The sequence below is a fragment of the Gordonia lacunae genome, assembly GCF_002149015.1.
GTDB lineage: Bacteria > Actinomycetota > Actinomycetes > Mycobacteriales > Mycobacteriaceae > Gordonia > Gordonia lacunae.
Genome location: NZ_NGFO01000023.1, coordinates 84,267 through 97,584, shown reverse-complemented (window position 1 = coordinate 97,584; position 13,318 = coordinate 84,267). Strand labels below are relative to the sequence as shown.

The 13,318-nt window shown below is 65.1% G+C and carries 12 protein-coding genes and 2 pseudogenes; 5 read left to right on the top strand and 9 right to left on the bottom strand.

The genetic code is table 11. The features are described from left to right. The 3 genes and pseudogenes from CA982_RS18630 to CA982_RS18620 form a co-directional block, all read right to left on the bottom strand. Window positions 1-1,825, bottom strand: a pseudogene (locus CA982_RS18630) (hypothetical protein); the annotation flags it as partial. A 785-nt stretch (window positions 1,826-2,610) separates the two neighbouring features. Then, window positions 2,611-2,913 carry a hypothetical protein gene (locus CA982_RS18625; RefSeq protein ID WP_086536745.1) on the bottom strand — a complete coding sequence of 101 codons (303 nt, stop codon included), beginning with the start codon at window positions 2,911-2,913 and terminating at the stop codon, window positions 2,611-2,613. 36 nt (window positions 2,914-2,949) lie between these two features. Beyond that, complete coding sequence (locus tag CA982_RS18620; protein WP_244176364.1) at window positions 2,950-3,609, bottom strand: MspA family porin; 660 nt, start codon at window positions 3,607-3,609, stop codon at window positions 2,950-2,952. 252 nt (window positions 3,610-3,861) lie between these two features. On the opposite strand from CA982_RS18620, the gene CA982_RS18615 reads away from it, so the two are divergent. Next, a complete protein-coding gene (locus CA982_RS18615; RefSeq protein WP_244176362.1) occupies window positions 3,862-4,248 on the top strand; it encodes a hypothetical protein in 387 nt (128 codons plus the stop codon). A 361-nt stretch (window positions 4,249-4,609) separates the two neighbouring features. On the opposite strand, the gene CA982_RS18610 is transcribed toward CA982_RS18615, so the two are convergent. Further along, window positions 4,610-5,203: a DUF6461 domain-containing protein gene (locus CA982_RS18610; RefSeq protein ID WP_086536744.1), complete on the bottom strand. Its 594-nt coding sequence runs from the start codon at window positions 5,201-5,203 to the stop codon at window positions 4,610-4,612. Between the two features lie 116 nt (window positions 5,204-5,319). Between CA982_RS18610 and CA982_RS18605 the strand changes: the two genes are divergently transcribed. Together CA982_RS18605 and CA982_RS18600 are read left to right on the top strand one after the other, a co-directional pair. Beyond that, window positions 5,320-5,835, top strand: coding sequence for a hypothetical protein (locus tag CA982_RS18605; protein WP_144066056.1), 516 nt, complete (start codon window positions 5,320-5,322; stop codon window positions 5,833-5,835). Between the two features lie 722 nt (window positions 5,836-6,557). Next, window positions 6,558-7,046 carry a hypothetical protein gene (locus CA982_RS18600; RefSeq protein WP_144066055.1) on the top strand — a complete coding sequence of 163 codons (489 nt, stop codon included), beginning with the start codon at window positions 6,558-6,560 and terminating at the stop codon, window positions 7,044-7,046. Window positions 7,047-7,104: 58 nt separating this feature from the next. Here the strand turns inward: CA982_RS18600 and CA982_RS18595 are convergent, their stop codons facing one another. The 3 genes from CA982_RS18595 to CA982_RS18585 form a co-directional block, all read right to left on the bottom strand. Continuing rightward, entirely contained in the window at window positions 7,105-7,644 is a 540-nt protein-coding gene (locus tag CA982_RS18595) for a hypothetical protein (RefSeq protein WP_086536741.1), read from the bottom strand. 14 nt (window positions 7,645-7,658) lie between these two features. Further along, window positions 7,659-8,249, bottom strand: coding sequence for an LGFP repeat-containing protein (locus tag CA982_RS18590; RefSeq protein ID WP_279627978.1), 591 nt, complete (start codon window positions 8,247-8,249; stop codon window positions 7,659-7,661). Window positions 8,250-8,324: 75 nt separating this feature from the next. After that, on the bottom strand, window positions 8,325-8,600 hold the full coding sequence (locus tag CA982_RS18585; RefSeq protein WP_086536739.1) for an LGFP repeat-containing protein: 276 nt from the start codon (window positions 8,598-8,600) through the stop codon (window positions 8,325-8,327). A 392-nt stretch (window positions 8,601-8,992) separates the two neighbouring features. On the opposite strand from CA982_RS18585, the gene CA982_RS18580 reads away from it, so the two are divergent. Beyond that, complete coding sequence (locus CA982_RS18580) at window positions 8,993-9,664, top strand: hypothetical protein (protein WP_086536738.1); 672 nt, start codon at window positions 8,993-8,995, stop codon at window positions 9,662-9,664. Window positions 9,665-10,424: 760 nt separating this feature from the next. Here CA982_RS18580 and CA982_RS18575 read toward each other — a convergent pair. Together CA982_RS18575 and CA982_RS26935 are read right to left on the bottom strand one after the other, a co-directional pair. Beyond that, window positions 10,425-11,375, bottom strand: coding sequence for an adenylate/guanylate cyclase domain-containing protein (locus CA982_RS18575; RefSeq protein WP_086536737.1), 951 nt, complete (start codon window positions 11,373-11,375; stop codon window positions 10,425-10,427). 219 nt (window positions 11,376-11,594) lie between these two features. Then, window positions 11,595-12,487: pseudogene (locus tag CA982_RS26935) on the bottom strand (alpha/beta fold hydrolase). A 78-nt stretch (window positions 12,488-12,565) separates the two neighbouring features. Here CA982_RS26935 and CA982_RS18565 point away from each other — a divergent pair. After that, window positions 12,566-13,204: a winged helix-turn-helix transcriptional regulator gene (locus CA982_RS18565; RefSeq protein ID WP_086536736.1), complete on the top strand. Its 639-nt coding sequence runs from the start codon at window positions 12,566-12,568 to the stop codon at window positions 13,202-13,204. Window positions 13,205-13,318: the final 114 nt, after the last annotated feature.

Sequence of the window (13,318 nt, the reverse complement as noted above, 5' to 3'; positions counted from 1 at the left end):
GAGTGAGGGGTGGGATGGCTGAGCGGGCGGAGTCGATGACGGCGCGTTCGAATCCGTTGAGTGGCTGCGGGACAGGTGTTCCCTTGGGCAGGGTTGCGATCTCGTCGGGGGTCAGTGGTTGTAGCGGCCGGGTGAGCAGTTGCTGGAATTGGTCAGGGGTGTAGCCGTGGTCGCGCAGTGCTGGAGCTATCGCGTCGGTGATCGGGGCGCGGGTCGCGCCGCGGCCGAGGGCTCCGGCCAGCGATTGTCCGGCCCGGGCAGCGGCCTGTCCGCCGCCGGGTATGACTGAGACTGCGGCGATGGCGCCGAGCATGCCCACGGCATAGGCGGGGCTGGTGCGCAGGTACTCGGGGTTGACTCCGGTCAGAGCTTGGAAGAGCGCGTTCTCGCGGTCGGGGCGCTGGTACCCCCCGTTGGGCCTGCCTGCGGTCGTCGCACCGTACATGGCATCTGACATGGAGTTGGGCAGATACATGATCACGGTGCCCAGGTTTTCGCCGAGACCTTTCCAGGTGTCAACTGTGCCGTGCGGGCCCAATCCGACCAAGGATCGTGTGCCGTCCCAGGCTCCCTTGGCGAGGTCGTAACCCGCATCGACGGGACTAAGAGCCGATCCGTCAGCGTGGGTGATCTCGTAGGGCTCGGTCTCTCCTGGCCGGAAATGCCATGCCCGATCGGTGTCGAGGTTGGCCAGGACGCTGCTGCCGTCGGGCTGGAGGGTGAGTTGTTCGTCGCCTTTGGTCAGCGTGACTGGCTGCCCGTCGCCGCTGTCGGCGAACTCGCGGGGTACTGCTTGGGCGATCTGCTCCCAGTCGTAGTCGGCGTCAGGATTGATCAGTGTCGCGTTGACCGAACCGTCGGGGGTGAGGAGAACGTTGACATTGCCATCCGACAAGGCACTGTTGTAGAGATCGCCGCCGTCGGTGGTGTTGAGGAACAGCTGTTCACCGTTCTGGTAGTCGAAGTATCGGATCGTCGTGCCTGCCGATGACCCGTCAGCGAGTGTGCCGCCGCTGTAGCGTTCCTCACGCAGAAGTTTGGTGCCGTCCTGGTCGAACACCTCGGCGACCTGCCCGCCGTACTCCCCGACGGTGAGGATTGTCTTGTTTCCGGTGGCCGGATCGGTGAACTCCACAACGGGGTTACCGGCAGCGTCGACCGACCGGTGGGCCGGCTTCTCTTGACCGTCGTGGCCACGAACCCAGCCCGTGCCGTCGTCATTCCACTGCGCCGCCGGACCGGCCTCAGCCGGCGGCGCAGCCGTAGTCTGCCCGGGCGGCGGCGTGTTGTACTCCACCGCCGGCGCGTCTTGGCCGACGTCTTGACCGAGGTAGTTGTTGGCGACCCAGTCGCCGTAGCCCAGTTGTTGGCCGGGGGCTGGTTCGGCGCCTTGGGTGGGGCTGGTTTCGGTCTCGGTTGCCGGTGGCTGGTCGGTGATGCCGGCGGTGAGCAGGTCAGATAGGCCGTCGTTGGCTGGTGGTGTTTCCTGCGCTTGTTTCGCGCGGGCTTGTTGTTGTTGTTCGGGGGTGACCGGCCCAACGAATCCGGGGTCACCGGGTCGGGGTTTGAGGTAGACGGGGCTGCTCGCAGGGGTGCTGTCCCCAGGGGGGTCGGCGAGGATGGGGTAGCGGGCGTCGGCGGCGGGTTCAACATGCTGGATGAGGTCGCCGTTGTCGTCGACGGTGTACCAGGTCTTTTGAGGTTGGCCGGTGGCGTCGAAGGCCCAGGGGCGGGCGACCTGCTGGATTGGGTTGCCGTCGCGGTCGTAGACCGTTGCTGTGCCGTCGGCGTTGACTTCGGTGTGCCCGCCCGGGGGCACGGTCATGGCGAACCGATAGCTGGTGGGGCTGGTCTCGTCATGGATCAGCACCAGTCGCGAGGAGCCGACTGTGGCGCGGGTTGATCCTCCGCGTGAGAGCAGTGAGCGTGTTCGTGGATGGGATGCGGCCAGGGCGGCGGCGCCGGCGAGGATCCAGATCGGCAGTGGGATCGATGCACCGTTGTCGGTCGCGGTGTCGATGCCGGTAGCGCTGTCGAGGCCGGCGATGGTGTCGGCGGGTGGGGGATCGATGGTCGCGGTGTTCTGTCCGCTGTCGGTGGGTGCAGTACTGCCGGTCGCCGGCGGTCCGGTTGGGGGTGCCGGCGGAACCGGTCGGCCGGTGGGGGGACCTTGTTCGGGCGAGGGCGTCGGGGTAGGCCTGGCTGTGGGCGGGGTTTGTGGTTCGCGGGGTGCTTGGGCCGAGGGTTGGCCGGGGACCGGGACGATGGGTGTGCCGTTRCCTTGGCCGGGGCCTGGTCCGGGGTTGCCGGCGATGCCGGGTCCGCCGGTGGAGCCTGGGTTACCTGGTGTGGTCGGGGTGGCAGGTGTGTTTTGGGTGGGTGGTGGGGTGTAGGTGGGGACGTTGATGCAGGGCCAGCTGGGCCCGTATTGGGCGCGCATCTGGTCGCAGAGTGGGTCGGCGTGCGCGGGCGAGGAGGGTCCGGTGAGCGCGGCTGTGGCGAGCGCGATAATGCCGGCGAGTGTGCCTGTCAGGGCGAGGAGTGTTGTGGCGCTGCGAGCGCGGGATCGTCGAGGGCGGCGGGTCCCGGGTTGTCGATTACGTGTGTGGGTCATTGGTTGCCGATGACTTTGGCGAGGATGGCGTCGGCGCCGGTCCAGAACCAGCGTCCGGCGATGGACATGAGGAGGAAGAAGCCGAGGAACACCGGGATCTGTCCCCACCGGTCGGCCCATTGGGCGAGGTGGGTGAGGTTGGCTGCGGCCAGGACCAGCAGGGCGCACCCGGCGACGAACAGGACCGCTTTCAGAACAGGAAAACCACTGCGATCGTCCTCGGCGCCGGGTGCCTGGCTGGCGGCGGAATGGGGTGACGGTGTGCGCGATTCGGCGCCGGTGGTGGTGGGTGTGGTCATGGCGGTGGGTCTCCTGGACGTACCGGGGCTGGGGTTTTAGAGGTAGTGGGGCTTTCCGTAGACGTTGATGGTGTTGTCGTTGGTGGGGGTGGAGATGGCGAGGGTGACGTAGGCGCGTACGGCGACGGGGCCGAGGCAGCCGTCGACTTTGACGTGGACGCCGTCGACGGTGAGTCCGGCAGAAGGTCCGGCGAGTTTTTTGGTGCCGAAGGGGATGTTGGCGATGGTGCCGGGTTTCAAGGTGGTGGAGATGTTGCCGTTGGCTTGGGCGCCGACGATCAGTGCTGGTGGCCAGGAGATCGACATCTGTGCGGTGGGGCCGGCGGTGATGCCGAGGGTTATCCCGGAGGTGACGTCGGTGTTGCAGCCGATCTGGAAGCCGGCGGTGATGGTGCCGGCCGAGACTGCGGTACGGCCGGCGCCGGTGATGCGTCCTTCGCCGCGTAGTGACAGGAATCCTTCACGGGTCCAGGGTGATTGGTTGAGGGGTGCGACGCTGCGGACTTTCTCGTCGGCTTTGATGGCGGTGACCCGCCATCCGTCGGCGGTGGTTTTCGACATGTGGTGATCGGGAAAGGTGGCCGCGGCCGCAGCACCGGGCCCGGCAACCGCACCGACCGCGACTGCGGCCGCCGCAACACCCGTGACCACACGTCGACGCGCGCTGCCCCGCAGACCATCCCCGATCATCAACATCAACACACCGACCCTTCGCTATCGTGAATACGGGAAGTTCACCACACGAGTCCGACATTCACTATCGGAAACTGCCGGTTGTGACAGAAGCAACATTGTGGGTTTGCTGGTCGTGGCGCAACGTTGCTCCCGTCCGTGGGGCGGCATAGCGCGGTCGCCCCGGATGGCGGAGGAGGTGTGATGGTGGGCGAATCGCCGGATGGCCTGCCCGGCAATGATATCGCAGGTGGCGATTTGTCGTGGGCGGAGTTGGTGTCTGCGTTGTTCGAGCACACGCCGGGCGCGGTGCCGGGTGTGCCGTTGACTGGGCGTGAGGTGTGTCGTCGCGCCAATCAGACTCGGGCGGGGCGGTTGCGAGAACCGATGCTCTCGTCGTTGCGCCGCGGACGGGCAGTCGAACCCGGCTTCGGCATCATCGTGGCGGTCGCCGACGGCTTCGGCGTCGACATCGCGTTCTTCACCCGAGAGTTCCACCACCAACACCAAGATCAGTCGATGGCACAACGGGTGCAGGCCGCGAATGCCACCTGGCCGCAGCTGCTGCGTCTGGCTGCCGACATCGACGACCTACCCGAACCGCACCGCGCCACCATCCAGACCCTCATCGCCATCCTCGCCACCCGGCGGCGGGACGAGTAGGCGGCACTCGTTCCCGGCGCCCCGCACCCATCTACCTGGCATAAAGTGATTGTCGGTGCTTGAGTGATGTTGCGCGAGAAGCGAATTAGGATGTCGACATGAGGGTTGGTTTTGCCCCCGGGCTTGACTGGCGGCTGGGCAGCGTCTATCTGTCGCGTGTGGGGATAGAGCGGGGGAGTGAAACTCCCCGACGACTGACGGGCGGAGTTCGGGCGGTGGGCTTCGATGTTGAGCACAACGGCTCACCAGCTCCGACGTCATAACCCAACATTATCGGCGCTTCAAAATGATTGGGAGACAGGTGTTCACCCACGAAACTGACATAAGCATGCTCCCTGCGGGGGCACCCGCGTCAGCGTTCTTAAGCTTCGCCGCAGGTGAATTCGGCGGTGCGCAGGAATTCAGGGGTGATCGCGAGACCGGTGTGGTTGGCGGCCATCGCCAGAGACCCATCAATGATGTGGTGCAACCCGTCGTCGCCGGTGCCGTCTTCGTAGGGATCGGGCTCGAGGACGGCGGTCTGCATGAGTGATGGCCAGTCGCCGGCGTTCGGGTCGCGGGTATACGCCGAACGCAGCAGCGGGTCGAAGCTGGTGACCTGGGTGCCGTCTTGCCAGATCGTGAACACGCTGACCGCTTCGACATCTCGGGACAGCGACACGATTTCGCGGCCGCGAGACAGTTCAGCCATATCGGTGTCGCTGCCGGCGGCCAGGCTGGTCGGCGCCACGGTGATCGTCCAGGTGTCGAGCTGGGCGGCTCCGATGACCTCGAAGTGCTCCCAGCTGGTTTCGTTGACACCCTCGAGGCCTTTCGTGTTCGGCAGCGATCGAGTGGTCAGCGCCGCGATCACCTCACGAGGGTCGGCGTTACTGACGTAAGCCATGCTGAATGCGTTGGTCGTCCAGGGGTAGTCGATCGCGAGCCATCCGAAGTCGCGGTAGGTGTACGCCATGCGCCGATCCTGACACGTCCGGCGGTCTCGCTGCTGTCCCCTGCTCTACGCATAGAATCGGATGGTTCCCAGCAGCGGTCTCGGTACTCGTCGCGCGTACTTCTATCAGGAGAGAGATGACCCGCTTCGGCCGACTTCGTTCGTGTGTGGTGGCCCTGGCGGTGATGTTGTGCGTCGGGATGCTGGCCTGCGCGTGCGGGTTTCAGGAGCCGCCTTATCGCAAGAGCGTCGACGCAGACGACGCTGCTGCTCGCGTCGAAGGCAAAGGGGTGCACGTGCCCGACGGCTTCACGTTTTCCAAGGGCTTTGTGTGGCCGATAAATTCAGTCGGCACCTCGGCGTTCGCCATCCGGTACGACGGGCCTGCCGATCAGTTCCGGACGTTGCGCGCCGCCGACGTCGGTCGCGACTTGATCGAGTTCGAGGATCTGCCGTGCGCGTCCATCCCCGCACCTGGAGCCAGCAAAGAGCTCGTCGAGCTGGGGTTGACCTGTCCCGCCGGCGGTGGCGCGAGGATCACTCGGACCCAGCGACTGCACGGGGGCCAATCCCTGGACCTTGGCACTCATGCCGTCGTTCTGAACCCCACCCCGTCGCACACCCAGTTGTTCGTTCTGTACGCGGGGACGTAGCCGAGCCACCGATGACAGTCCGGCGACTCGGCTCCTGACCTACCACTGCAGCCCTCCCCACGCGATCCGGGTGCCCGTGACCGAAGACTTGGAACCACTGCTGATTTCGAGCCTGACCCCGCGCGGCGCCAGTCGACCTCGGTCTCGACCTGCGCAGGCCGCACAACCCCGAAATTGAAGGCCTGGCGGTGCGGTGCGTCTCCTCGCCGAGAGGACAATGAACGAGATTCTTTCAACTGGTTGATTTCTTACGGAACGGGAATCCCTGGCTCATGTGGCATCCATCGCTTACGCGTCCAGAAGGCGATCGCGCCGAGGAACGGTAGCGCTGTGACCACCACCGCCCAGATCGCTCCCCGCAGCTTCCCTGTGGGTTCGGCCGCGACCGACCATAAGGCGACGGGCCATATCACCAGCCAGATGCACACCACACCAGCACCAAGCGGCGTAGAGGACTGTCTCCGTGACGAGTCCGTCCATGGTGCAGGTGGTGTCGGTCGCGCAGTCGGCAAGACCCGCCCCCTGCAACCTGACATACCCCACTCATGCCTCAACGGTACGGCTCCGAAGCGGCCGCCACCTACAGTCAGAATCGGTGAATGCAGTCAGGTCGTCCCGTCACACCCATGGCTTACGGTAGATCGATGCCGAGACGTCGACGACAACGAGTAACCGCATCAACAGGCTTGGGTTCCGGGATTGCTCAGTGGCGCAGTCCTGCGGTGCTCGCCGCCGCGGCTGCTGTGGCTGTCGCGGGGTTGTCGGGGTGCGCCGATGATCCGCAACCCCAACTCGAGATTCAGGCTCTGGACGAGGACACGGCGCGGTCGACGTTGACGGAGTCAGGTGTGGTCATTCCGCCGGGATTCAGGTTCGTTGCGGGTGTGAACAACCCGACGGGTTTTCCCGGGTCGCCCAGCAACTACGTGCGCTACGACGGACCTGCAGCAGTCTTCGCTGAGCCGCAGCCGATGTCAGATGCCAACCCGGCGTTTGGGGCCTTCCGTGACACCGACTGCAGTAGTCCGTTGGTGGTGCAGGTGCACGCGCTCACCAAGTTGGGTTTGTCGTGCACGCCGACAACACGCATGCAGGTTAGCCAGGCCGCAGACGAGCCCAATGACCAGGCTGTCCCGCCAGGCGGAAAGGCGCTGGTGCTCGTTGCTGGTAGCGGCGTCTCGCAGCTGTATGTGATCGTGCAGGGCACCTGAGCGCCCCGCCCCCTCGTCGCGGAGGGGGCGGGGCGCTCACGCCGCGCGCTCCATTACATCAGCGCAGCCCCTCCCAGAAGATCTGCGAGCCGCTTCCGTAGATGAAGAACCACTTGGCGATACCCAGTTCGAATGCATCCACGGCCACTTCAGCGGCCGCGTCAGCCTGCGGGTCGGCTCCCGGGTTGTCCCGCTTGAAGTCGTAGCCATCTTGGATATGGGCTTGCTGCGCGAGCTGGATCGGGTGCTTGCCCACCGGCCCTGGTGACGCGATCACCGCGGTCGCCGCCGCCATGGAGTACCTGCCCAACGACTGGACGTGGTCATTGTTCTGCGACCCGGCCCCGGTCACGACCCGGTAGGGGTCTGACACGACCACCTTGACCCGCTTGTTGAGCTTGTCGGCCTGTTCGATCGCTCGGGCCACCGCACGATTTCGATTGGCTGCCCGAACCGCCGCTGGGGCAGGCAGCGGTTTGCCGTCGTCGTCGACGTAGGCGGTGTGATCGGCTTCGTTCCACTGGTCGAGCAGCTCGGTCGGAATCCCGTACGACAGCCCCATGTTGGAGTAGAACCGCTGCCACAAGGTTGCTGCCATCGGGCGGCCTTCATTCACAAAGTAGGCGCCAATTGCCTGGGCACCAAGTCGGTTGTTCTCCGCCTTGGTGCCGTTCGGGTCGGGAGTGATCCCGTAGCGGCTGAAATCGAACTCGATGGTGTACTCGGGATAGGTGTTGGTATGGCATAGGTGATTGCCTCTGAATCGTCGACCGGACGAATGCCCTCGAGGTATCCGTCCCAGAGCCGCAACGTGCCGCGTTGGAACTGCTGCGAAACGTTGTCACCGGTGTAAACCGGATCACCGGTGGGGTATCCGAAGCTGCCCGCCTTGTAGCCGAAGTGAGCCCAGAACAGGTACAGCGGCCCGTACACCGGGTGCGCACCGGTTGCCGGGCTCCAGTAGATCGCCCCGCCCTGGAAGGTGGTGAAACGGCCCTTGCCGTCGGGGGCGACGATCTCATCCGAGGCCGGGAACTTCAGCACACCGGTCTCGGCGCCGAGGGCCTTCCACTTGTCGTAGATCAGGCCCTGGATCGAGTGCGCTCCGGTGGCCGGCGACCAGTAGATGTGGCCGCCCTGGAACTCCTGGCGGCGGCTGATGCCGTCAGACAGCACGATCTCGTCAGTCTTCGGGTACTTCAGGAAGCCGGTTTCATAGCCATGGTCACCCCATTTGAACAGGAATTCGTGCGCTACCGGGTGGGCGCCGGTGGCGGCCTACCAGTAGATGTTGCCGCCGATGAACTCTGATCGTTTGCCGGTGTTGCCCGGGTTGGTCAGCTCGTTGGACTTGGGCAGGAGCAGGAAGCTCGTCGGTCCTCCCATCTGGTTGTACTTGTCGCGGATCGCCCCGCAGACCTGGAACGTCGTGGGCGGGTAGATCTGGCAGCCGGCCGCTACCGCGGCAGTGGTTGCGAAGGCCGGCACGGCCGGCGCGGTGTCCTCGAGGGTGGTTGTCGCGGCCGTGGCCTCGGGGGTGGTGTTGTCGTGCATTACGAATACTCCCTGCGAGTGATGAAAATCCATCGCCGTTTAGTGGCGTCGGATGCTCGACGAGGTGACGAGCTAACGACAGGTTGGCATCCGACACCGACAATTCCGCATCACTCCAGGCCACACCATGAATTGACGCCAGAAATTAGCCAGCCGGTGCCACAGAATGCGTTGTGGACACCAGTCCTCCACACAACAACGCAGATCACACAGGACTTTTAAAACCTCCGACAGTGCATCTGTCGGCAGCTTGCGGTACACCTGAGAGTGGCTTTATACCAATGGGTTTGCGGGCTAGCGCGGTCAAATCAGGGCGGCGAAGCGTCACCGAACGACTCGTCCCCTGCCGTCCCGACAAGTCCCCCTGAATCATCAGAAATGGAGTAAAGATAATGACCGACACATTGTTTGCCGATATTTCCGAATGGCAGCCAACTATCGATGACAGTTATCCCTATAAATGGTTATCGATTCGATCTAATGACGGCACCTATCGTGACCGCAATTTCGCCCACAATTGGAATATCGCCAGGTCGTGGCTCGATTCAGGCCGGTTGCGGGGACTCGTCGTCTACTGCGTGTACCGGCGCAACTGGCGCGACGTGCTGGCCACCCATCGACAGATGCAAGGCGAGAACCGCCCCGACGTCGTGTCGATGGTCGACGTCGAATCGTGGGGCGGACAGATCACCGGCGACAACAGCGATTCGATCAACCGGCTCGTCTGGGGCATCAGCGACTGGCGCGGCCCCCATATCCACGGTCGTCCGCGGCGCGTGATCGGCTACCTCAACCCACACGACGCCCATATCTGGCCCACCCGCCCCCCGATCGGGTTCGTCGTCCCCTCCTACGGCTCACGGCCGCGGTTTACCGCCGGCACCCGCGACCTGGCCGCACAGATGATCGCCTACCAGTACACCGACGGCCAGGGCTACGGCAACGGCCTCCCCGAGGGTTACGGCACGGTCCGCTGCGACATGAACGCCGCCAACGGCTACGACCCCGAACAGCTACGCGCCGCCACCGGAATCGACCAAGCGGCACGATCACCCGCCCGGTAACCCAGACCGCACCCGACCCACCTCGACCCGCCCGGTTGTCACCCCCACCCCCTACAGTTCGCACACATGTTCGATCCGTCGATCGGGAGGTGGAATGCGCCTACTGGTCATTTTCTTCGACAACCGGGCGGGTCGCCGTCAGCCGCCCACCCCCGCCGCAGGGATCGCCGTGGAGGTCACCGTTGATGCACGCCGATAACAGTGCCCATCTGCGTGCGGCCGCGCGCCGCCGCCACGCCGCCACCCGCCGACGTGCCCTCGCAGCCTTCGACGCTCACCCTGCGCCCACGACTGTCGCAGGACTCGCCCGCGCCGCCGGCGTCGCACGCTCATGGATCTACACCCAACCTGACATCCTCGCCCGTATCAGAGCCTCGTCCGCCGCTACAGCCGGGAGGCCCACCGCACCCGACGCGGCCGCTCCCCCCACAGAAAGCCGACACCGTCACAACCCGGATCTCGCTGCCGAAAACGCTCGATTGCGCCACCAACTCGCCGCCGCGCACCGTCAACTACACGCCGCGCAGAACCGGCACGCTCACTAGACCCGCGGCGGTCTGCGCCGCCGCCGGCTCGATGTTGCGCTGAAGTCGGCGTTGAGGAATCGTGCTGGCGCCTACGTCGGGGTGATGACATAACCCATCGTTATCGGCACCTCAATGAGGCTGGGGGAGAACGGTTCTCGGTGCTCTCTGACGCAAGGTTTGTTGGTCGCGATCTAAGGATTCGACTGTCGGACCTTCATGAGGTCGGGGATCGATCAGTCGGAGTAGCGGGGCACGACGGCGAACACCTCGATGTCGCGCGGTACCCCCTTGGCGCGGAATCGCCGGCGACGAGTGGCGTACCGATCGGCGCCGGCGGCCTCGAGGGTCGCTCCGCTGGCCAACAGCTCACCGGCTCCCGCGGCTGCCGCGACCCGAGCGGCGACGTTCACATCGACACCGAGGAAATCGTCACCGACCGCCCGCGGTTCGCCGGTGTGGAGACCGGCTCGCAGCTGTGGCCGGTAGTCCCCGATCGTCAGGGCACTCACGGCGACGATCACCTCGTGACCGGCCTCGATCGCCTCGACACCGTCGATGAACACGGCCATCGTCCCGTCGCCGAGATGTTTGACGATGCGTCCGCCGCGGCTGCGCACGATGTTCTCGGTGACTCCGTTGACGTCGCGCAGGAGTTGAAGGACCTGGTCGTCTCCGGCATGCAGGGCCCACGTCGAGAATCCGACGAGATCGGTGAACAAGATGGTGGCGGGGACCGGGGTGCGATCGGATCGACGACGTCGTGTGGTCACCAACGCCTGCCACACCTGGATCGATGCGAGGCCGAGCTCTCGTATGGCACTGGGTTTCTCGGTCCGGGATTCGCTGATGAGGCGTGCCACGCGGTCGGATGCACGCGGCCCGGTGATCGGGTTCTCGTTGTGCGGGATCAGATCTCGTGCGGCGCGAGCCGCCTTGACGACCCCGGCGCTGGAGTCGGTGCGGGCCAGCAGGTCGGCCATCCGGCGCCCGGGTCCGGGACGGTCGGGATCGTCGCGTCGGACGGGAAGCCGGTCGCTCCGACGACGGGTCGACCCACCGGTCCTATCGTTCGCTGCGGAGGGTTCGTCCGGGCCGTCCGCGGCGGATGTCGCATCGTCGTCGGTCGGACCGGGATCATCCGGGAGACCGTCGTGGTCACGTGTCGAGTCGTCGGCTCCGGTCACGCCTTGATTCTAGTGGCCCCGCTCATCGCGAGACCGACACCGCCGCGTCCTCGGAGACGAACATTGGATATCCACCGGACAATGGCTTGGGAGCGAAGCGCCACACCCGCCGGGTCTTGAAAAGGGCTGAGCCGCGGACTCACGTACCTCAGCTGTCGAGCAACAGTGCTGAGTCGGGATGATGCCGAAATTGGCCGACGACTAACTGTCGGCCCCTCGTCACTCGGGCGCCGACGTTGATGCCCAGCTGCGGACCGCGGCGACGAATTCCGCCGGTGCGTCAGACTCTACGTAGGTGCCTGCGCCCTCGACTATCGCAGTGTGGTGGTGGGGAAAGGTTGCTTCCAGACGCTTGCGCTCCTGTGATCGGAACGCGATGTCGGCATCACCCCACACGATCAGAGTTGGCAAGTCAGCGAGACTGGGCAGGCTGGCCTCGATCTCGGCGAAGAACGCTCGACTGGCCAGAACCCGCCCGGGAAGTACCGCCGATGCGTGGCGGCGGTCAGATGTGTCGAGCGCCCGACGGTAGTGAGTCATCTCGGCCTCGGTCGGCTTTCTTCGCATGTGGCCGGTCGGAATGAACGCATTGACAAGGAGGTTGAGTCGCCGAACCAGGAAGCGGGCCGGAAGCCCGCCCATGATGCGGCCGAACGCCTCAAAGTGCAGACTTCCGTTGACCGGCCAGGCCCAAGTGTTGACAAGCACCAACCTCTCGAAGGCACCGGGCCGCCGGTGGGCGGCGGCCAGACCAATCGGGCCGCCCCAATCCTGCCCACCAGGGTGGCGCCGGTCAGGCCGATGGTGTCGACGAACGCAGCGACGACCTCAGCGTGTTCTTCAGGCAGGAACCGGTAGCCAGCTCTTGGCGTAGACAATCCGAACCCTGGGTAATCGAGCGCCACGCAACGGAAGTCATTGCGCAGCTCGCAGATTACGTCGCGCCAGAGAAATGACCAGGTCGGGTTACCGTGCAGAAGTAACAGCGTTGGTCCTGCACCCTCGTCGACGTAGCGCACGGTGTTGCCGTCGATGCCAACGAAGTGACTCTCGAACGGAAACAGGCCGTCGTCGACCCAGCCCGGTCGCACGGCGTGAGCGGCATCGAACATGTCGGGCCCCCTCATCAAATGATGTGCTTGACGATCTCATCTACACTTGAGAACGTCAAGCAAACGCAAGGAGATGCAATGCGAACCTACGGCCAGTACTGCGGGCTCGCCCGCTCTCTTGAAGTCGTGGGCGACCGATGGAATCTGCTCATCGTCCGCCAGCTGCTCCTCGCCCCCGCCCGGTACCGGGATCTGATCGATGGACTCCCTGGCATCGCCACCAACCTCCTCGCCGATCGGCTCCGCGACCTCGAGGCCGCCGGCGTCATCGAGCGGCAACTAGCCGGCGAAGGCAGCGTCGTTCACTACGCTCTGACCCCGTGGGGCGCCGAGCTCCGGCAGCCGATCGCAAGCCTGATCTGCTGGTCCACCCCACTCATGCTTCGCGGGCCCGGCGGTGACGCCTTCCGCGTCGAGTGGCTCACGCTTGCCATCCCCGCACTCCTCGGTTCGCGCATCGCGATCGGTGAGCGAGCCGCTATCGGTCTCGACGTCGGCGGGCCCCTACTCCAGCTTCACGCGACAAGCCACGGCTTCGACGTCGGCCGCCGTGACGACCGCGAACTCGCTGCAGTCCTTCGCACCGAGCCCGCTTTCGCTCTCGGCCTCGCCGCCAACGCACTTAGCCTCGACGACGCGACCGCCGCCGGACTGGTCGAGATCGACGGTGACGAATCGGCCGTACGCGGATACTTCACCGCCGAAACTCTCAAATAAGTGACTAGCCGCCGTCTTCCCAACCCCATCGTCCACTGATGATGATCGTTATCGGCGAGGCGCGAGAACGAGTTTGAAATGGATGCGGGCACTCGACTGTCCACATCCTTAGTG